Source organism: Mesorhizobium sp. WSM1497, assembly GCF_001672455.2.
Classification (GTDB): Bacteria; Pseudomonadota; Alphaproteobacteria; order Rhizobiales; family Rhizobiaceae; genus Mesorhizobium; species Mesorhizobium ciceri.
The window spans coordinates 4,011,474-4,029,325 of sequence record NZ_CP021070.1; the positions used below are offsets into that span (position 1 = coordinate 4,011,474).

Below are 17,852 nucleotides of genomic sequence, written 5' to 3' on the forward strand. Positions count from 1 at the left end.
CGTAAACAACGAATTTTGGACAGACCGGGGAGGGGCTTTGAGCCCATCCCGTTAGAAGAGAAGAAGGCGGCCAGTCATGATTCAGATGCAAACAAACCTCGACGTCGCGGATAATTCCGGCGCCCGTCGTGTCATGTGCATCAAGGTGCTGGGCGGCTCGAAGCGGAAATACGCTTCCGTGGGCGACATCATCGTGGTGTCGATCAAGGAAGCCATTCCGCGCGGCCGCGTGAAGAAGGGCGATGTGATGAAGGCGGTCGTGGTTCGCACGGCCAAGGACATCCGCCGCCCGGACGGCAGCGTGATCCGTTTCGACAAGAACGCGGCCGTTCTCGTCGACAACAAGAAAGAGCCGATCGGCACGCGTATCTTCGGACCGGTTCCGCGCGAACTCCGCGCCAAGAACCACATGAAGATCATCTCGCTCGCGCCTGAAGTGCTGTAAGGAGCCGGACCAATGCAAAAGATTAGAAAAGGCGACAAGGTCGTCGTGCTGGCCGGCAAGGACAAGGGCCGTTCGGGCGAAGTCCTCTCGGTACAGCCGAAGGAAGACACCGCGCTGGTGCGCGGCGTCAACATGATCCGCCGTCACCAGAAGCAGTCCCAGTCCCAAGAGGGCGGGATCATCACCAAGGAAGCGCCGATCCAGCTGTCGAACATCGCGCTGGCCGACCCCAAGGATGGCAAGCCGACCCGCGTTGGCTTCATCTTCCAGAAGGACGGCAAGAAGGTGCGCGTCGCCAAGCGCTCGGGAGAAGTCATCAATGGCTAAGGCTCAAACCACGAAGCCCAAGGCTGAAAGCAAACAGTCCAAGGCTCAGAACACGCCGCGCCTCAAGCAGGTCTACAACGAGACCATCCGCAAGGCGCTGCAGGAACAGTTCGGCTACGACAACGAGATGCAGGTTCCGCGCATCGACAAGATCGTGCTGAACATGGGCGTTGGCGAAGCGACCGCCGATTCGAAGAAGCCTTCGATCGCGGCCGAAGACCTGGCGATGATTGCCGGCCAGAAGGCCGTCGTCACCCGCGCCCGCAACTCGATCGCCGGCTTCAAGGTCCGCGAGAAGATGCCGATCGGCGCCAAGGTCACGTTGCGCAAGGAACGCATGTATGAGTTCCTCGACCGCCTCGTGAACATCGCACTGCCGCGCGTCCGCGACTTTCGCGGACTGAATCCGAAGAGCTTCGATGGCCGTGGCAACTACGCCATGGGCATCAAGGAACACATCGTGTTCCCGGAGATCAACTACGACAAGGTTGATCAGATCTGGGGCATGGACGTCATCGTTTGTACGACTGCGAAGACGGACGACGAAGCCAGGGCATTGCTCAAGGCCTTCAACTTCCCCTTCCGCCAGTAACGGCAGCGAGAAAAGGAAAAATCTGAAATGGCAAAGACCAGCTCAGTCGAGAAGAACAACAGGCGCCGCAAGCTTGCCGACCAGTATGGTCCCAAGCGGGCTGCGCTCAAGGCGATCATCATGGATCAGTCCAAGCCGATGGAAGAGCGTTTCCGCGCTCAGCTCAAGCTTGCCGCCATGCCGCGCAACTCGGCCAAGATCCGCATCCGCAACCGCTGCGAAGTCACCGGCCGTCCGCGCGCCTACTATCGCAAGCTCAAAGTATCGCGCATCGCGCTTCGTGATCTCGGCAATAACGGCCAGATCCCGGGCCTGGTCAAGTCGAGCTGGTAAGGAGGACATAACATGTCATTGAGCGATCCTCTCGGCGATATGCTGACCCGCATCCGCAACGCGTATGGCCGCAAGAAGTCGAGCGTTTCGACGCCGGCTTCGCGTCTGCGCACCCGCGTCCTCGACGTGCTGAAGGCTGAAGGCTATATCCGCGATTACAGCCAGACCGACTTCGACAACGGCAAGTCCGAAATCGAGATCGAGCTGAAGTATTTCGACGGCGCGCCGGTCGTGCGCGAAATCGCCCGCGTTTCGAAGCCAGGCCGCCGCGTCTATGTTTCGGCCAAGTCGATCCCGCAGGTCGCAAACGGCCTCGGCATCGCCATCCTTTCGACACCGAAGGGCGTGATGGCCGACCATGAAGCACGTGAACAGAACGTCGGCGGTGAGATCCTCTGCCAGATCTTCTGATCTGGCAGTTGACCGCAAAGTGGAATCCGGTCTTCGGATCGTTCCCGAAGACAGAGACCTGAAACAAGAGAAGTGACGAGGACAACAAAATGTCTCGTATTGGAAAGAAACCCGTTTCGCTGCCGCAGGGCGTGACCGCGACCGTCAACGGCCAGACCGTGACGGCGAAGGGCCCCAAGGGTGAGCTGAAGTTCGTGGTGAACGACGAAGTGCTGGTCAAGATGGAAGGCAGCGAGATCGCTGTCCAGCCGCGCGACCAGACCAAGACCGCCCGCTCCAAGTGGGGCATGTCGCGCACGCAGATCGTCAACATCCTGCAGGGTGTCAAGGACGGTTTCGAGAAGAAGCTCGAGATCACCGGCGTCGGCTATCGCGCGGCACTTCAGGGCAAGAACCTGCAGCTGGCGCTTGGCTTCAGCCATGACGTCGTCTATGAGACGCCGCAGGGCATCACCATCACCGTGCCGAAGCCGACTGAAATCACTGTGGCCGGCATCGACAAGCAGCAGGTCGGCCAGGTTGCGGCCGAGATCCGCGAGTATCGTGGTCCCGAGCCTTACAAGGGCAAGGGCGTCCGCTACGCCGGCGAGAAGATCGTCCGCAAGGAAGGCAAGAAGAAGTAGTAGGCCTGGCCTCGAGAAGTTGAAGACTTTTCGGAAAGGGCCAAGCCAAGAGTGTAACGCCGCGGGGAGCGGTCGCGGGAGGCGCTTTCGCCTACCGCATATGGCGGCCCCCGTTTTTTGAAGGCAAGGAAGACCATCATGGGTACCAAGGAATCCACGCAGCGCCGCGCGCAGCGCGTCCGTCGTCAGATCAAGAAGGTCGCCGGCGAGCGTCCGCGTCTGTCGGTTCACCGCACGTCGAAGAACATCTATGTGCAGGTCATCGACGACGCCAAGGGCCACACCATCGCCGCCGCTTCGACGCTCGAGAAGGACTTCAAGGGTTCGCTCAAGACCGGCGCCGACACCGCTGCCGCCACCGCGATCGGCAAGCTGATCGCCGAGCGCGCCACCAAGGCCGGCGTCAAGGAAGTCGTCTTCGACCGCGGCGCCTACATCTATCACGGCCGCGTCAAGGCGCTCGCCGAGGCTGCCCGCGAAGGTGGCTTGAGCTTCTAAGCATGATCCCGAAAAGTTGCAGACTTTTCGGATAAAGATTATGCGAAGGAAATGATTTCGCCCCCGGTGACCGTTTCCCGATTTATTCGGGGCGAGGCATCGGATCTTATCAGCAACCGTGCTTCCGGAAAAAAACAAGGAACAGGATATGGCACAGGAACGTAGGGATGGCGGCCGCGGCCGCGATCGTGAAGAACGCGATGACGGCATGGTGGACAAGCTCGTCCACATCAACCGCGTCGCCAAGGTCGTCAAGGGCGGCCGTCGCTTCGGTTTTGCAGCACTCGTCGTCGTCGGCGACCAGAAGGGCCGCGTCGGCTTTGGTCACGGCAAGGCGCGCGAAGTGCCGGAAGCTATCCGCAAGGCAACTGAATCGGCCAAGCGCGACATGATTTTCGTGCCGCTGCGCTCGGGCCGTACGCTGCATCACGACGTCGAAGGACGCTGGGGTGCTGGACGCGTGCTGCTGCGCGCCGCCAAGCAAGGTACCGGCATCATCGCCGGTGGCCCGATGCGCGCTGTCTTCGAGACGCTCGGCATGCATGACGTGGTCGCCAAGTCGATGGGTTCGTCGAACCCCTACAACATGGTTCGCGCCACCTTCGACGCGCTGAAGAGCCAGATGCATCCCAAGGATGTGGCTGCTGCTCGCGGCATCAAGTATTCGACCCTTCAGGCCCGCCGCGGCACCGCCGTTGCGGCTGAAGAATAGTCGATCTGACCAGGGATTTTGACCATGGCCAAGAAAGCAACCAAGACCATCACCGTTGAGCAGATCGGTTCGCCGATCCGCCGTCCGAAGGAACAGCGCGCGACGCTGGTCGGCCTCGGCCTCAACAAGATGCACAAGCAGCGCACGCTGGAAGATACGCCCTCCGTGCGCGGCATGATCGCTGCCGTCCAGCATCTCGTCCGCGTCGTGGACGAGGGCTGAGCCAGAGCGCAGGAGAAGTCAGATGAAACTCAACGATCTGCGTGACAAGGACGGCGCGACGCACTCCAAGAAGCGTCTCGGCCGTGGTATCGGCTCCGGCTCCGGCAAGACCGGCGGTCGCGGCGTCAAGGGCCAGAAGGCGCGCTCCGGCGTCGCCATCAACGGCTTCGAGGGTGGCCAGATGCCGCTCTACCGGCGCCTGCCGAAGCGTGGCTTCAACAACATCTTCGCCAAGAGCTTCACCGTCGTGTCGCTGGCCCGCATCCAGGTGGCCATCGACGCCAAGAAGCTCGATGCCAAGGCAACCGTGACGGCTGAATCGCTGGTTGCCGCCGGCGTCATCCGCCGCGTCAAGGACGGCGTGCGCATCCTCTCGGATGGCGAGATCAAGGCGAAGCTCGCCTTTGACGTCGCCGGCGCCTCCAAGGCCGCGATCGAGAAGATCGAAAAGGCCGGCGGTTCGGTCAAGCTGCCGCAGGAAAAGGCAGCTGCCGAGTAACGGCAATTTGAAGCGCGATCGGCAGGAGTGGGATCCGTTTTTGCTCACGATTTCGCTTTGATCTGCTCAACGAGGCGGCCGCGTCAACGCGGCCGCTTGCATGTTTAGAGCCCGGAGCTTATCTCGTGAGCTTCGGTGAAACGCGCCGCCTGACCTCAGGGCCATCAAGCGTTACCAAGCGGAGAATCAGGCATGGCTTCGGCTGCTGAACAATTAGCCTCGAATCTGAATTTCTCGGCCTTCGCCAAGGCGGAGGATTTGAAGAAGCGCATCTGGTTCACGATCGGCGCGCTGCTGGTTTATCGCCTCGGCACCTACATCCCGCTTCCCGGTATCAATCCCGACGCCTTCGCCCAGGCCTTCTCTTCGCAGAGCAAGGGCGTGCTCGGCATGTTCAACATGTTCGCCGGCGGCGCCGTGCAGCGCATGGCGATCTTTGCGCTCGGCATCATGCCTTACATCTCCGCCTCCATCATCATGCAGCTGATGACCTCGGTCATCCCGTCACTGGAAGCGCTGAAGAAGGAAGGCGAACAGGGCCGCAAGGTGATCAACCAGTACACGCGCTACGGCACCGTGCTGCTTGCGCTGGTCCAGGCCTATGGCATTTCTGTCGGGCTGGAAGGCGGCAACGGCATCGTCAGTGACCCCGGCATGTTCTTCCGCATCTCGACCGTCGTCACGCTGGTCGGCGGCACCATGTTCCTGATGTGGCTGGGCGAGCAGATCACCGCCCGCGGCATCGGCAACGGTATTTCGCTGATCATCTTCTCCGGCATCGTCGCCGGCCTGCCGCACGCCATCTCCGGCACGCTGGAGCTTGGCCGCACCGGCGCGCTGTCGACCGGCCTGATCCTGGCGATCATCGTGCTGGCTATCGTCGTCATTGCGCTCATCGTGTTCTTCGAGCGCGCCCAGCGCCGTTTGCTGATCCAGTATCCGAAGCGCCAGGTCGGCAACCGGATGTTCCAGGGCGATACCTCGCATCTGCCGCTGAAGCTCAACACGTCGGGCGTCATTCCGCCGATCTTTGCCTCGTCGCTGCTTTTGCTGCCGGCCACCGTCGCCGGCTTCTCGCAGACGACGAACCTGCCGGCGTGGGCAAGCACCGTGCTCGCCTCGCTCGGCCACGGCCAGCCGCTCTACATGCTGTTTTATGCGGCGATGATCGTGTTCTTCGCCTTCTTCTACACCGCGATTGTCTTCAACCCGAAGGACACCGCCGACCAGCTCAAGAAGCATTCGGGCTTCATCCCGGGCTATCGTCCGGGCGAGCGCACCGCCGATTATATCGATTACGTTCTCACCCGCATCACCGTCGTCGGCGCCATCTATCTGGTGCTGGTGTGCCTGCTGCCGGAGTTCCTGATCTCGGCGACTGGCGTACCATTCTACCTTGGTGGCACATCGCTTCTGATCGTGGTCAGTGTCACGCTCGATACGGTTGCGCAGATTCAGGGTCACCTGATCGCGCACCAGTATGAAGGCCTGATCAAGAAGTCGAAGCTGCGCGGGGGGAAGAAAGCCAGATGAGGTTGATATTGCTTGGGCCGCCAGGAGCGGGCAAGGGGACGCAAGCACAAAGACTGGTAGAAAAACACGGCATACCCCAGCTCTCGACGGGCGACATGCTGCGTGCTGCCGTCCAGGCAGGCACCGAGGTTGGCAAGCGCGCCAAGGCGGTGATGGATGCCGGTGAACTGGTGTCCGACGCGATCGTCAACGCGATCGTCGCTGAGCGTATCGATCAGCCCGACTGCGCCAAGGGGTTCATCCTCGACGGCTATCCGCGGACCCTGGTGCAGGCGGATGCGGTCGAGCAGATGCTGTCGGACCGCTCCCAGGGGCTCGACGCCGTCATTGAACTCGTGGTCGACGACAAGGCCCTGGTTGGCCGGATCGTCAAACGCGCCGACGAGGCGCAGGCCGCCGGCCTTCCCGTTCGCAAGGACGACAATCCGACCGTGTTCGAAGAGCGCCTGAGGGAATACTACAAGAAGACGTCGCCGCTGATTGGCTACTATTATGCCAAGGGCAAGCTCCGCAGTGTCGACGGCATGGCCGATATCGACGCCGTGACGGAACAGATCGAAGCGGTGCTCAAGGACGCGGTGCGGGGAAATTAACGATTGCACTTGACGGAGGCGGTTCGCTGCGGTATGGCGGCCCGTCCTCCTATCAGGCATGAGCTTTGCTTGTCCGCAAGGGCAAGGCAGCCGCATTGAACTGGAAACTCCCGCATGGGCCGGCCTCCACCGGACGCGGGGCAACTTAAGACAGCGCCGAGCCTACCTTGTTTTTGAGGATTGGCCGGCCCACATGGAGAAGGGAAGAACATGGCTCGTATAGCCGGCGTCAACATTCCGACCAACAAGCGCGTTGTCATTGCGCTGCAGTACATTCACGGCATTGGCAAGCGGTTCGCCCAGGAGATCGTCGACAAGGTCGGCATCCCGGCCGAGCGCCGCGTCAACCAGCTGACCGACGCGGAAGTGCTGCAGATCCGCGAGACCATCGACCGCGATTACCAGGTTGAAGGCGACCTGCGCCGCGAAGTCTCGATGAACATCAAGCGGCTCATGGACCTCGGCTGCTACCGCGGCCTGCGTCACCGCCGCTCGCTGCCGGTCCGCGGCCAGCGCACGCATACCAATGCGCGCACCCGCAAGGGCCCGGCCAAGTCGATCGCCGGCAAGAAGAAGTAATTTTTTTAGGGGAATAAGGGAGTAGGGGAGTAAGGCAGTAGGGAATGCCCGCCAGTCGGGTCGCACTTTTCCCTACTTCCTTGCTGCCCTATTCCCCTACTCCCTTACGAAGGTGGAGCCGCTGGCATTACGGCGGTGTAGAGATCAACTGAAAGGACTATCATGGCCAAGGAAGCCGCTCGTGTTCGCCGTCGCGAACGCAAGAATATCTCGTCGGGCGTTGCCCACGTCAATTCGACCTTCAACAACACGATGATCACCATCACCGATGCACAGGGCAATTCGATTGCCTGGTCGTCGGCCGGTGCCCAGGGCTTCAAGGGTTCGCGCAAGTCGACCCCGTTCGCTGCCCAGATGGCTGCCGAGGATGTTGCCAAGAAGGCCCAGGAACACGGCATGCGCATGCTCGAAGTCGAGGTCTGCGGACCCGGCTCCGGTCGTGAATCGGCACTGCGTGCCCTGCAGGCGGCCGGCTTCACCATCACCTCGATCCGTGATGTGACGCCGATCCCGCACAATGGCTGCCGCCCGCGCAAGAAGCGTCGCGTCTAAGCATTTACCGAACGCCGCGCGAGCGCCCTTGGGCGCTCCTCCGCGGCATTCCAGGTCGCCCGCCACGATTGGATGGTGGCGGGTCAACGGAAGGAAAGCATCATGATCCAGAAAAATTGGCAGGAACTGATCAAGCCGAACAAGATCGAGTTCTCGTCGAAGAAGAAGACGCTGACCACGCTGGTCGCCGAGCCTCTCGAGCGTGGCTTTGGCCTGACGCTGGGCAACGCGCTGCGCCGCGTGCTTCTGTCTTCGCTGCGCGGTGCGGCTGTTACCGCCGTGCAGATCGACGGCGTTCTACATGAATTCTCGTCCATCGCCGGTGTGCGCGAGGACGTGACCGACATCGTCTTGAATATCAAGGAAATCGCCATCCGCATGGAAGGCGATGGTCCCAAGCGCATGGTCGTTCGCAAGCAGGGACCGGGTGCGGTTCTTGCCGGCGACATCCAGACGGTTGGCGATGTCGAGATCCTCAACCCCGACCACGTCATCTGCACGCTGGACGAAGGCGCTGAAATCCGCATGGAATTCACCGTCGACACCGGCAAGGGTTACGTGCCGGCCGACCGCAACCGCGCCGAAGACGCGCCGATCGGCCTCATCCCGGTCGACAGCCTTTATTCGCCGGTCAAGAAGGTCTCCTACAAGGTCGAGAACACCCGCGAGGGCCAGGTTCTCGACTATGACAAGCTGACCATGACGATCGAGACCGACGGTTCGATCACCGGCGAGGACGCAGTGGCTTTCGCCGCCCGCATCCTGCAGGACCAGCTCGGCCTGTTCGTCAACTTCGACGAGCCGCAGAAGGAAGTCGCCGCCGAGGCCGTCACCGAGCTCGCCTTCAACCCGGCGCTGCTCAAGAAGGTCGACGAACTCGAGCTTTCGGTGCGTTCGGCCAACTGCCTGAAGAACGACAACATCGTCTATATCGGCGACCTGATCCAGAAGACCGAAGCCGAGATGCTGCGCACCCCGAACTTCGGCCGCAAGTCGCTGAACGAGATCAAGGAAGTCCTGGCGGCGATGGGCCTGCACCTCGGCATGGAAGTGCCGGACTGGCCGCCGGAAAACATCGAAGACCTCGCTAAGCGTTACGAAGACCAATATTGAGCATGAATTCCAAGGATCAGCGGCGTGGGTCGCTCGATCCGACGGTCATGCGGAAAACCATCAGAGGCCGCGGCCTCTTGAACAACTGAAGAAGGAAAAGAGCCATGCGCCACGGTTTCAAAGGCCGCCGCTTCGCCCGAAGCATTAGCCATCGCAAGTCGATGTTTGCCAACCTCGCCGTGTCGCTGCTCGAGCACGAGCAGATCGTCACCACCTTGCCGAAGGCGAAGGACCTGCGTCCGATCGTCGAGAAGCTGGTGACGCTCGGCAAGCGTGGCGACCTGCACGCCCGCCGCCAGGTCATTGCCCAGATCGGCAATGAAGGCGTCGTTAAGCGTCTGTTCGACACCATCGCGCCGCGCTACGCCAACCGCAATGGCGGCTATCTGCGCATCATGAAGGCGGGCTTCCGTCACGGTGACAACGCCGCCATGGCTGTCATCGAATTCGTCGATCGCGACGTCTCGGCCAAGGGCGCCGGCGACCGCGCTCGCATCGAGGCCGAAAGCGCTGACGCGGACGCCGCAGCCGCATAAGGCTCGGTTTTCCCAAATGAGTTCAAAGGGGCCTGCGGGCCCCTTTTTGTTTTCTGAAAGCAGCAAACCGCGCCGGAATCCGATTTCCGGGCATGCCCCTGGGGTTTTGGCCCAAAATAGTCGGATTTCAGCGGCTTAGCCTTTCATTTTGCACAATCGTCGGGACAATGCCCCCGAACTTGCCTTGGAGGATTCGCGAATGCGCGCCAGAAGACTGCCCTTTGTTCTGCTTTTCGCCATCATGGCGTTTGCGGCCGCACCGGTGGTCAGGCAGGCATTGGCCGAGGAGACCAAGACAGATCCCGGCCTGTCAGATGTGCTGACCGACCTGCTGCATGGCGTCGAGGGCGAGAACGCGACGTCCGGTCCCGACAAGCGCGTGCCGTTCGGCCGCGAGGAGGTGCAGCTGTCGTTTGCGCCGCTGGTCAAGCAGACGGCGCCGGCGGTGGTCAACGTCTATGCCTCGCAGACCGCCAAGGTGACATCGCCTTTCGACGGTGATCCGTTCTTCGAGGAATTCTTCGGCCGCTCGCAGCCGCGCGCGCAGTCTTCGCTGGGCTCCGGCGTGCTGGTCGATCCGACCGGCGTCGTGGTCACCAATTACCACGTCATCAAGGATGCCGACCGGGTCAAGGTGGCGACCGCTGATGGGCGTGAGTTCGACAGCAAGGTGCTGCTCAAGGACGAGACTCTCGACCTTGCCGTGCTCAAGATCACCTCGGACAAGCCGTTTCCGGTCATTGCCATCGGCGATTCCGACGCGCTCGAGGTCGGCGACCTGCTGCTGGCCATCGGCAACCCCTTCGGCGTCGGCCAGACCACCACCAGCGGCATCGTCTCGGCACTGGCCCGCAGCCATATCGGCGTCTCCGATTCCAGCTTCTTCATCCAGACCGACGCCGCCATCAATCCCGGCAATTCCGGCGGCGCGCTGATCAACATGGGCGGCCAGCTGGTCGGCATCAACACGGCCATCTACAGCCGCAGCGGTGGTTCGATCGGCATCGGCTTCGCCATTCCCTCGAACATGGTTCGCGCCTTTGCCGACGCGGCCAAGGCCGGGCTCGACTTCTTCGAACGGCCCTATATCGGCGCCGAGTTCGAAGCGGTGACGCCGCAGATCGCAGAATCGCTCGGCATGGAGAAGCCGACCGGTGCGCTGGTTTCGTCGGTCGAGGCGACCGGACCGGCCGCCAAGGCAGGGCTCAAGCCCGGCGACGTGGTGCTGCAGCTCAACGGCAAGCCGGTCGAGAGCATCGAAGCGCTGGACTACCGGATGGCGACGCTGTCGATCGGCACCACCGCCAATTTCAAGGGCCAGCAGGCGGCGATGGATATCGCGCTGGAGCGTGCTCCGGAAGGCATGAAGGCTGCCGAGGTGACGCTGCATGGCCGCAGCCCGTTCTCGGGCGCCAAGGTCGCGGAGCTGTCGCCCCGGCTCGCGCAGCGGCTTGGCCTGCGCACGGACATCAAGGGTGTCACCGTGGTCGACATCAACCGCGATTCACCGGCCGCCGATTTCGGCTTCCAGCCGGGCGACATCGTGCGCGAGGTGAACGGCACCACCATCGATACCGCAGCGACCCTGGAGCTGGCGGCCAAGACGGATACGCGCTGGTGGCGCTTTACGGTCGAGCGCGGCGGGCAGATACTGCGTCAGGTGTTGCGTTATTAGGGCTGGGTTCCGTGCATTCGGGCTCATGCTCCAACGAAAAAGAAGTGCATGGCCGATCTGTTCAGCGTCGATGAACCGGAAAAGAAGCCGCCTGGGCGGCCGCTGGCCGACAGGCTACGGCCGAGGAACCTTGGCGAGGTCGTCGGCCAGGAGCATCTGACGGGGCCTGACGGCGCGTTGACCCGGTTGATCGGTTCCGGCTCGCTCGGCTCGATGATTTTCTGGGGGCCGCCCGGCACCGGCAAGACCACCGTGGCGCGGTTGCTCGCCGGTGAAACGAGTCTCGCCTTCGAGCAGATATCGGCTGTCTTTTCCGGCGTCGCCGACCTGAAAAAGGTGTTCGAATCAGCCAAATTGCGCCGTGCCAATGGCCGCCAGACCTTGTTGTTCGTCGACGAGATCCATCGCTTCAACCGCGCACAGCAGGACAGTTTCCTCCCGGTCATGGAGGACGGGACAGTCGTGCTGGTTGGCGCCACGACCGAAAACCCGTCCTTCGAACTGAATGCCGCTTTGTTGTCACGCGCGCGCGTTCTGGTCTTCCATTCGCTTGGCGAGGAGAGCATCTCCAAGCTGATGGCGCGGGCGGAGGAGACCGAGGGCAGGGCGCTGCCGCTCGACGACGAGGCGCGGGCCATGCTCATCCGCATGAGCGATGGCGACGGCCGCGCCTCTCTTACCCTGGCAGAGGAAGTCTGGCGAGCAGCCAAGCCCGGCGAGGTCTTCGATCCCGAGGGTCTGCAGCGCATCGTCCAGCGCCGCGCGCCGATCTACGACAAGGGCCAGGACGGCCATTACAATCTGATCTCGGCGCTGCACAAATCGGTACGCGGTTCAGATCCTGACGCGGCTCTCTACTATCTCGCACGCATGTTCGATGCCGGCGAGGATCCGCTCTATCTAGGCCGCCGGCTGGTGCGCATGGCCATGGAAGACATCGGCCTTGCCGACCCGCAGGCGCTTGTCGTCGCCAATGCCGCCAAGGATGCCTACGACTATCTCGGCTCGCCCGAAGGCGAACTCGCCTTTGCCGAGGCCACCGTCTATCTCGCCACCGCGCCCAAATCCAACGCCGTCTATAACGCTTTCAAGGCCGCCACGCGGGCCGCCAAGGAACACGGCTCGCTGCTGCCACCCAAGCACATCCTCAACGCGCCGACCAAGCTGATGAAAGAGGAGGATTACGGCGCGGGCTACCGCTACGACCATGACGAGCCGGATGCCTTTTCGGGGCAGGATTATTTTCCGGAGAAGATGGGTCGCCAGACCTTCTATGATCCGCCCGAGCGCGGCTTCGAGCGCGATATCAGGAAGCGGCTCGATTATTGGGCAAAGCTGCGCAAAGAGCGGGAATAGCCGGCTTGCGTGAGGCTATTGACCAGATCCAGAAGGCAGCCAGCCGGCCGCGGTAGCAGGGCCGTTGTGTGGTAACCCAAAAAACCTTATCAAGGCGCACGACCGGGCGGTGGCCATTGCCTTGATTTGGGCACCTCATTCGCAACAGGATCGCGCTTGGCGCGTGGAAAAATGACAAAAAATCTTCGCAAATCCCTTCGCAAATTCGCCATTGCCATCCCGCTTCTCGCCCTTGGCTTCTATTTCACCCCCATCCTGACGACGATCTTCATCGTCTGCGGCCTGATCGACGTGCTGCGCAACGACCGCAAGGATCTGTCGCTGTTCTCAGGCTATTTTCTCGGCAACGGCCTGTTCACCTGGCTGCTTTCGCCGTTCAACCTGCTGGTCGACCTCTTGTGCTACAGAAATCCTGGCGTGTGGAAGCTGGAGCAGTTTCCCGCCGACTATCAGCGCGAGGTCAACGAGGTCCTGGATATCTTCAAGGCGCGCAAGGATGAGATCATCGCCGATATCGATGCCAATTTCGGCGCCGGCCGGCGCGGCATGTATGTCTACCAGTGGTACGGCAAGCACAGGATCGACAACGTCGCCGAGTTCAACAAGGATTTCAAATACATCAAGACCATCGCCGTTTCCGTCTTCAGCAAGCGCGAATCGACGTCCTGGCATTTCGGCCCGCTGCGGCTCAGCTTGCGCATTCTCTACAATCTGATCCCGGTGAAGTCGGAGATTTTCGTCGAGTGCGGCAACGTCAAGAATTACTGGTACGACAATCCGCTGTTCATCTTCGACGACACGCTGCTGCATCGCTCGGTCAACGAGTATGACGGCCGCCGCTACTGCGTGTTCATGGACATTATCAGACCATCGCCGGTTCCCCGCCTCATCGCGGGTATGCTGGCCATCGTCTCGGTGAGCGTCGAGCGCATCAATTCCATGTTCTACAAGAACTGGAAAATGATCGGTTCGACCAAGCCGAAGAATGCCGGGACGACCTGAGCCTTGGAAAATCGGCGCTGCCGGCCCTGCCGGCAGCGTTTGGGTGCTCTGCATGTGAGACTTGGCCAATCCTTGTCGGCCGCTCATGCGCCGGAACGGATCCTGGCTGCATAAACGGTAGTCCGGGCTGGCTTTGATAGTTCTGCCTCTTCTCCTTCTGGCGGCCGCAAGTGACGAAGAACAAATCTCTCGGATTTTGGGCAACGACATATGTGTGTACCGCTCTGCTGGGAGTTGCTCTTGCTCTCATCTATGTAGGGCTTGAACAGCCTGTCTATTACTGGGACTTCGCTGCCTATTTCGACACGTTTAGCCGGCAGGGCACGCTCTTGGTTCAGAGCCCTCTCGAGTGGCTCAGCCATTTGAGGACCTCGATCGCCACCGACGACTACAGTGCGGCGATCCTGGTGCCGCTGATGCCGTTTCACATCATTTTTGGCGATTCGAGGTTTTCCTACATCGCCGGAATAGTCGCTGTTTACCTGGTTCCGACCGCTCTTCTCATCGGCAGAACAAGCTATCTGGAGGCGGCGACCGGGACGCCTTCATGCCGAAGCTGGCTCACCGTATGGATTGCGGCCTTTCTCTACACGCCCTTCTGGGCGGCGACGCTTCGTGGGTTGCCGGACATTGCCGGCTGCCTCGCGCTTTGCGCGGCAACCTATTTTCTCTGGAAATCGAGGTTCCTGACCCATGAACCGGTGATCAGCGGAATGCGTGTCGGCGTATGCCTGTGGTTGGCATTCGTGCTGCGCCGCTGGTATGCCTATCCCGTCATCGGGGTCGGAACTTCCGCGGCCTTCTTCTGTTTTCTGCAGGTCGCGAAAGACCGCGACGTCCCGGCACTCCGCAATGCCGCCGTCGGGGGCCTGTGTGTGATCCTCGTGGTTGTCGGAGCCGCGCTGACCTTCCAGCAACCCCTGGTCCTCAAGATACTGGGAACCAGCTATGGCGACCTTTACAGCGGATACAAGACAAGCTTCGTTTCACAGGTTGACCAGGCAGGATCGCGGCTCAGCTATGTGAACTGGCTGTTGATCGTATTCGGCCTTTGCATCTCCATCATACGCCAAAACAGATTTTCCCTGTTCTGTGCCGTTGCTTCGGTACTTACCTTCTTCCTCTTCACCCGCATGCAGGACCCGGATCGCCATCATTCGGTGCCAATGTTTCTTTGGCTTTTTCCTGCCTACGCCCAGGCAATCGTTGCGATCGTTTCGATGCCGGCGCTGAGATCGCGATGGTCGACCGCCGCGATAGCCGTTGCCGCCGTGCTGGCGTTTTTCGGTACTTTTTTCCCGATTGGCCGCCAGGTGCTGTCACCGATCAGCTACGTCTTTGCCAGGGAAGCCACGCTCCCGCTGCAACTCGACAATCTTCCAGAATACAGGCGCCTTATCGATGACCTTCTTGGAAAGATGGGACCTGGGGACCGGTTGTCGGTATTTGCATCCAGCGGGATCATGAGCGACTCACTGCTTTATGAAATGGACAAGGACCTTTACCCTCGCATCGAGTGGGCTTGTCAGGTCGATAGTCGCGATCGATTCAGACCGGCGGCGTTGAAGTCCAAATACGTTGTCGTGACCGATCCGCCCGTTACCCATCTGCAGCCGGGTGCGCAGCTCTGTGTCTCGATACCGGACCAATACATTGTCGAGGGCAAAGGCATCGGCGCAGCATACAGGCGCATCGCGGCGTACCAGCTGTCCGGCGACGTCAAGGGCTACCTCTACGAACAGGCGCGCCCTATCGGCAAAACGGAGATCGATGACCTCTATAACGAGTTCAGGAAAAAATATCCGGGATGGGCAACGCCTGAGTGGTGACGAGCTCGGCTGGTCCGTGCGGTTGCGCCCACAACGAGGGATTGACCGGGCAGCCCTGCGGGGGCAGTAAACGGTCATGTTCAATCTGTTTCTCGTCGTCGTCGGTGGCGGCATCGGTGCCGGCATTCGTCACCTTACCAACATCGGCGCGCTGCGTTTTGTCGGCCCTAACTATCCCTGGGGCACGATGGCCATCAACGTCATCGGCTCCTTCGCCATGGGGCTGTTCATCGCCTCCATGATGCGCCGTGGCGGATCGAACGAGGTCAGGCTGTTCGTTGCCACCGGCATTCTTGGCGGCTTCACCACCTTCTCAGCCTTTTCGCTCGATTTCGCGACGCTGTGGGAGCGGGGAGCCACGCTGCCTGCGCTGGGTTATGCCCTTGCCAGCGTCATTGGCGCCATTATCGCCCTGTTTCTGGGACTTTGGCTCGCAAGAAGCCTGCCTTAGTGCTATTGCCGCGCCAAGAACAGGCCGAGCTTCGCTCGGGAAACGGATAAGCGACAAAAAACATGGCAGGCGTTGAACAGATCACGGTGGAAGCCGGCGAGGCGGGCATGCGGCTCGACCGCTGGTTCAAGACCCATTTCCCGGGCCTTGGTTTCGGCCATTTGCAGAAGCTTCTGCGCTCCGGCCAGATCCGTGTCGACGGCGGCCGGGTCAAGGCCGACACCCGTGTCGAGCCCGGCCAGATGGTTCGCGTCCCACCGCTCGAGGTTGACAAGAAGGGCGAGAGTGCGCTGACCGGCCACTCGATCCGCAACCAGGGCGATGCCGATGTCCTGTCGAAAATGCTGATCCATGAAGACCCTAAGGTTTTCGTCTTCAACAAGCCGGCGGGCCTTGCGGTGCAGGGCGGCTCGGGCGTCACCCGCAATGTCGACGACATGCTGGAGGCCTGGCGCAACCAGAAGGGCGAGAAGCCCAGACTGGTTCACAGGCTTGACCGCGACACTTCGGGCGTGCTGGTCGTCGCCCGCACCCGACTGGCCGCCATGAAGCTCTCGGAAGCGTTTCGCGCCCGCGAGACCAAGAAGACCTATTGGGCGCTGGTCAAGGGCGTGCCGCCCAAGCGCGAGGACAAGATCTCGACCTGGCTGATCAAGGAGCCGACGCCGGACGGTGACCGCGTGCGGGTCGCCGCGCATGGCGAAAAGGGCGCCGACCACGCTGTGTCCTACTACCGCATCATCGAGCAGGCGGCGCAGACGATGACCTGGCTTGAAATGGAGCCCTATACGGGCCGCACCCACCAGCTTCGCGTCCATGCCGCCTACATCGGCTGCCCGATCCTGGGCGATCCGAAATATTTCGAGGCCGACACCAACTGGGACTTTCCCGGGGGCATTCAAAACCGCCTGCATCTGCACGCCCGCCGCATCATCATTCCGCATCCCGACAAGGGCGTCATCGATGTCACGGCGCCAATGCCACCGCATATGCGCCAGAGCTGGAACCTGATCGGCTTCGACGACGCCAGCGCGGAGGACTGATCGTGAGCGGCGCCACCGACGCGCTCGACCGGCGCGACACGGTCGACCTGGCCGCCGCCGCGATCATGGTCGGGCTGACCTTTTCCTGGGGGCTGAATTACGTCGCCGCCAAGATCTCCTACGCTGGCTATGATCCGGTTTTCCTGTCGATCGCGCGCTCGATCATCGGCGGCATGTGTGTCTTTGCCTGGTGCCGGTGGCGCGGCATCGCGCTTTTCACGCGCGACGGGACCTTGCTCGCCGGCATCGTGGTTGGCGCGCTTTTCGGCATCGAGTTCCTTTGCCTTTATGTCGGCCTGGAGCATACGACCGTTGCCCGCAACACGCTGCTGGTCAACACCATGCCGTTCTGGATGCTGCTCGGCGGCCATTTCCTGCTCGGCGAGCAGATCACGTTGAGAAAATTCCTTGGCCTGCTGCTGGCCTTTGCCGGCCTTGCCGCGGTGTTTTCCGACAAGCTTGGCGGCGGCGGAGACATGCTGTTCGGCGATCTGCTGAGCCTTGGCTCCGGATTCTTCTGGGCTTTGACCAACATCCTCATCAAGCGGTCGAAGCTGGTCGAGGCGAGCGCCGAGAAGCTGCTGCTCTACCAGCTCGCCGGGGCAGCGATCGTAGGCGTATTGGTGCTGCCTCTCGCCGGCCCGCCCGTTCGCGACCCGACCGTGCTGCCGACCTTGGCGCTGCTTTTCCAGGCGGTCTACATCGTCGCCTTCACCTATGTGCTGTGGTTCTGGCTGCTGCGGCGCTATCCGGCGTCAGGCTTGTCCAGTTTCACCTTCCTGTCGCCGGTTTTCGGCGTCCTGTGCGGAGCCATGTTCTTGAATGAGCCGCTGACCATGCGCATTTTCCTGGCACTTGGCCTGATTGCCGCCGGCCTGATCATCGTCAACCGGCCGGCGCGCAAGCTGACGCCGGTGTAAGAGAGACC

23 protein-coding genes are annotated in these 17,852 nt (G+C 61.5%); all 23 read left to right on the plus strand.

The window, feature by feature from the left end:
- Positions 1 to 76: 76 nt before the first annotated feature.
- The 23 genes from rplN to A9K65_RS19680 all read left to right on the plus strand — a co-directional run bounded on the left by rplN (position 77) and on the right by A9K65_RS19680 (position 17,844).
- Complete coding sequence (gene rplN / locus A9K65_RS19570; RefSeq protein WP_006205457.1) at positions 77 to 445, plus strand: 50S ribosomal protein L14; 369 nt, start codon at positions 77 to 79, stop codon at positions 443 to 445.
- Positions 446 to 457: 12 nt separating this feature from the next.
- Positions 458 to 772: a 50S ribosomal protein L24 gene (gene rplX, locus A9K65_RS19575; protein WP_013531428.1), complete on the plus strand. Its 315-nt coding sequence runs from the start codon at positions 458 to 460 to the stop codon at positions 770 to 772.
- On the plus strand, positions 765 to 1,364 hold the full coding sequence (gene rplE, locus A9K65_RS19580; RefSeq protein WP_013531429.1) for a 50S ribosomal protein L5: 600 nt from the start codon (positions 765 to 767) through the stop codon (positions 1,362 to 1,364). Before rplX ends, rplE begins: the two co-directional genes overlap by 8 nt.
- 27 nt (positions 1,365 to 1,391) lie before the next feature.
- On the plus strand, positions 1,392 to 1,697 hold the full coding sequence (gene rpsN / locus A9K65_RS19585; RefSeq protein ID WP_013895695.1) for a 30S ribosomal protein S14: 306 nt from the start codon (positions 1,392 to 1,394) through the stop codon (positions 1,695 to 1,697).
- A 12-nt stretch (positions 1,698 to 1,709) separates the two neighbouring features.
- Positions 1,710 to 2,108 (plus strand): 30S ribosomal protein S8, encoded by a 399-nt coding sequence (gene rpsH / locus A9K65_RS19590; RefSeq protein WP_013531431.1) that lies wholly within the window; start codon positions 1,710 to 1,712, stop codon positions 2,106 to 2,108.
- An 89-nt stretch (positions 2,109 to 2,197) separates the two neighbouring features.
- Positions 2,198 to 2,731, plus strand: a complete 534-nt coding sequence (gene rplF / locus A9K65_RS19595; RefSeq protein WP_013531432.1) for a 50S ribosomal protein L6 — start codon at positions 2,198 to 2,200, stop codon at positions 2,729 to 2,731.
- Between the two features lie 138 nt (positions 2,732 to 2,869).
- Positions 2,870 to 3,229 (plus strand): 50S ribosomal protein L18, encoded by a 360-nt coding sequence (gene rplR / locus A9K65_RS19600; RefSeq protein WP_013531433.1) that lies wholly within the window; start codon positions 2,870 to 2,872, stop codon positions 3,227 to 3,229.
- Between the two features lie 148 nt (positions 3,230 to 3,377).
- Positions 3,378 to 3,941: a 30S ribosomal protein S5 gene (rpsE, locus tag A9K65_RS19605; protein ID WP_006333394.1), complete on the plus strand. Its 564-nt coding sequence runs from the start codon at positions 3,378 to 3,380 to the stop codon at positions 3,939 to 3,941.
- 24 nt (positions 3,942 to 3,965) lie between these two features.
- On the plus strand, positions 3,966 to 4,163 hold the full coding sequence (gene rpmD, locus A9K65_RS19610; protein WP_006205449.1) for a 50S ribosomal protein L30: 198 nt from the start codon (positions 3,966 to 3,968) through the stop codon (positions 4,161 to 4,163).
- Between the two features lie 22 nt (positions 4,164 to 4,185).
- Entirely contained in the window at positions 4,186 to 4,662 is a 477-nt protein-coding gene (gene rplO / locus A9K65_RS19615; RefSeq protein WP_013531434.1) for a 50S ribosomal protein L15, read from the plus strand.
- Between the two features lie 192 nt (positions 4,663 to 4,854).
- The gene (gene secY / locus A9K65_RS19620; RefSeq protein ID WP_013531435.1) at positions 4,855 to 6,195 is read left to right on the plus strand and encodes a preprotein translocase subunit SecY; all 1,341 of its coding nucleotides are present in this window, start codon (positions 4,855 to 4,857) and stop codon (positions 6,193 to 6,195) included.
- Entirely contained in the window at positions 6,192 to 6,788 is a 597-nt protein-coding gene (locus A9K65_RS19625; RefSeq protein ID WP_013531436.1) for an adenylate kinase, read from the plus strand. Before secY ends, A9K65_RS19625 begins: the two co-directional genes overlap by 4 nt.
- Positions 6,789 to 6,998: 210 nt before the next feature.
- Entirely contained in the window at positions 6,999 to 7,367 is a 369-nt protein-coding gene (rpsM, locus tag A9K65_RS19630; RefSeq protein WP_013531437.1) for a 30S ribosomal protein S13, read from the plus strand.
- Between the two features lie 162 nt (positions 7,368 to 7,529).
- Positions 7,530 to 7,919 (plus strand): 30S ribosomal protein S11, encoded by a 390-nt coding sequence (gene rpsK, locus A9K65_RS19635; RefSeq protein ID WP_006205444.1) that lies wholly within the window; start codon positions 7,530 to 7,532, stop codon positions 7,917 to 7,919.
- A gap of 102 nt (positions 7,920 to 8,021) precedes the next feature.
- Positions 8,022 to 9,032, plus strand: coding sequence for a DNA-directed RNA polymerase subunit alpha (locus A9K65_RS19640; RefSeq protein ID WP_013531438.1), 1,011 nt, complete (start codon positions 8,022 to 8,024; stop codon positions 9,030 to 9,032).
- A 104-nt stretch (positions 9,033 to 9,136) separates the two neighbouring features.
- Positions 9,137 to 9,568, plus strand: a complete 432-nt coding sequence (gene rplQ / locus A9K65_RS19645; RefSeq protein ID WP_013531439.1) for a 50S ribosomal protein L17 — start codon at positions 9,137 to 9,139, stop codon at positions 9,566 to 9,568.
- 199 nt (positions 9,569 to 9,767) lie between these two features.
- Positions 9,768 to 11,243: a DegQ family serine endoprotease gene (locus tag A9K65_RS19650; RefSeq protein ID WP_064994185.1), complete on the plus strand. Its 1,476-nt coding sequence runs from the start codon at positions 9,768 to 9,770 to the stop codon at positions 11,241 to 11,243.
- Between the two features lie 48 nt (positions 11,244 to 11,291).
- Positions 11,292 to 12,599, plus strand: coding sequence for a replication-associated recombination protein A (locus A9K65_RS19655; RefSeq protein WP_013531441.1), 1,308 nt, complete (start codon positions 11,292 to 11,294; stop codon positions 12,597 to 12,599).
- Between the two features lie 171 nt (positions 12,600 to 12,770).
- The gene (locus A9K65_RS19660) at positions 12,771 to 13,601 is read left to right on the plus strand and encodes an aspartyl/asparaginyl beta-hydroxylase domain-containing protein (RefSeq protein ID WP_064994184.1); all 831 of its coding nucleotides are present in this window, start codon (positions 12,771 to 12,773) and stop codon (positions 13,599 to 13,601) included.
- 170 nt (positions 13,602 to 13,771) lie between these two features.
- Positions 13,772 to 15,430, plus strand: coding sequence for a hypothetical protein (locus A9K65_RS19665; RefSeq protein ID WP_064994183.1), 1,659 nt, complete (start codon positions 13,772 to 13,774; stop codon positions 15,428 to 15,430).
- A 76-nt stretch (positions 15,431 to 15,506) separates the two neighbouring features.
- Positions 15,507 to 15,881, plus strand: coding sequence for a fluoride efflux transporter CrcB (gene crcB / locus A9K65_RS19670; protein WP_063172204.1), 375 nt, complete (start codon positions 15,507 to 15,509; stop codon positions 15,879 to 15,881).
- A 62-nt stretch (positions 15,882 to 15,943) separates the two neighbouring features.
- Entirely contained in the window at positions 15,944 to 16,924 is a 981-nt protein-coding gene (locus tag A9K65_RS19675; protein WP_024505072.1) for an RluA family pseudouridine synthase, read from the plus strand.
- Positions 16,925 to 16,926: 2 nt separating this feature from the next.
- Positions 16,927 to 17,844 (plus strand): DMT family transporter, encoded by a 918-nt coding sequence (locus A9K65_RS19680; protein WP_024505073.1) that lies wholly within the window; start codon positions 16,927 to 16,929, stop codon positions 17,842 to 17,844.
- Positions 17,845 to 17,852: the final 8 nt, after the last annotated feature.

What these genes read in the sequence shown, in the direction of transcription:
- rpsH (WP_013531431.1), top strand. Translation starts at nt 1,710, where the DNA reads ATGTCATTGAGCGATCCTCTCGGCGATATGCTGACCCGCATCCGCAAC.
- rplQ (WP_013531439.1), top strand. Translation starts at nt 9,137, where the DNA reads ATGCGCCACGGTTTCAAAGGCCGCCGCTTCGCCCGAAGCATTAGCCAT.
- crcB (WP_063172204.1), top strand. Translation starts at nt 15,507, where the DNA reads ATGTTCAATCTGTTTCTCGTCGTCGTCGGTGGCGGCATCGGTGCCGGC.
- rpsE (WP_006333394.1), top strand. Translation starts at nt 3,378, where the DNA reads ATGGCACAGGAACGTAGGGATGGCGGCCGCGGCCGCGATCGTGAAGAA.
- rplF (WP_013531432.1), top strand. Translation starts at nt 2,198, where the DNA reads ATGTCTCGTATTGGAAAGAAACCCGTTTCGCTGCCGCAGGGCGTGACC.
- A9K65_RS19660 (WP_064994184.1), top strand. Translation starts at nt 12,771, where the DNA reads ATGACAAAAAATCTTCGCAAATCCCTTCGCAAATTCGCCATTGCCATC.
- rpsK (WP_006205444.1), top strand. Translation starts at nt 7,530, where the DNA reads ATGGCCAAGGAAGCCGCTCGTGTTCGCCGTCGCGAACGCAAGAATATC.
- A9K65_RS19640 (WP_013531438.1), top strand. Translation starts at nt 8,022, where the DNA reads ATGATCCAGAAAAATTGGCAGGAACTGATCAAGCCGAACAAGATCGAG.
- rplN (WP_006205457.1), top strand. Translation starts at nt 77, where the DNA reads ATGATTCAGATGCAAACAAACCTCGACGTCGCGGATAATTCCGGCGCC.
- A9K65_RS19655 (WP_013531441.1), top strand. Translation starts at nt 11,292, where the DNA reads ATGGCCGATCTGTTCAGCGTCGATGAACCGGAAAAGAAGCCGCCTGGG.
- rplX (WP_013531428.1), top strand. Translation starts at nt 458, where the DNA reads ATGCAAAAGATTAGAAAAGGCGACAAGGTCGTCGTGCTGGCCGGCAAG.
- secY (WP_013531435.1), top strand. Translation starts at nt 4,855, where the DNA reads ATGGCTTCGGCTGCTGAACAATTAGCCTCGAATCTGAATTTCTCGGCC.
- rplE (WP_013531429.1), top strand. Translation starts at nt 765, where the DNA reads ATGGCTAAGGCTCAAACCACGAAGCCCAAGGCTGAAAGCAAACAGTCC.
- rpmD (WP_006205449.1), top strand. Translation starts at nt 3,966, where the DNA reads ATGGCCAAGAAAGCAACCAAGACCATCACCGTTGAGCAGATCGGTTCG.
- rplR (WP_013531433.1), top strand. Translation starts at nt 2,870, where the DNA reads ATGGGTACCAAGGAATCCACGCAGCGCCGCGCGCAGCGCGTCCGTCGT.
- rplO (WP_013531434.1), top strand. Translation starts at nt 4,186, where the DNA reads ATGAAACTCAACGATCTGCGTGACAAGGACGGCGCGACGCACTCCAAG.
- A9K65_RS19675 (WP_024505072.1), top strand. Translation starts at nt 15,944, where the DNA reads ATGGCAGGCGTTGAACAGATCACGGTGGAAGCCGGCGAGGCGGGCATG.
- rpsN (WP_013895695.1), top strand. Translation starts at nt 1,392, where the DNA reads ATGGCAAAGACCAGCTCAGTCGAGAAGAACAACAGGCGCCGCAAGCTT.
- A9K65_RS19625 (WP_013531436.1), top strand. Translation starts at nt 6,192, where the DNA reads ATGAGGTTGATATTGCTTGGGCCGCCAGGAGCGGGCAAGGGGACGCAA.
- A9K65_RS19650 (WP_064994185.1), top strand. Translation starts at nt 9,768, where the DNA reads ATGCGCGCCAGAAGACTGCCCTTTGTTCTGCTTTTCGCCATCATGGCG.
- rpsM (WP_013531437.1), top strand. Translation starts at nt 6,999, where the DNA reads ATGGCTCGTATAGCCGGCGTCAACATTCCGACCAACAAGCGCGTTGTC.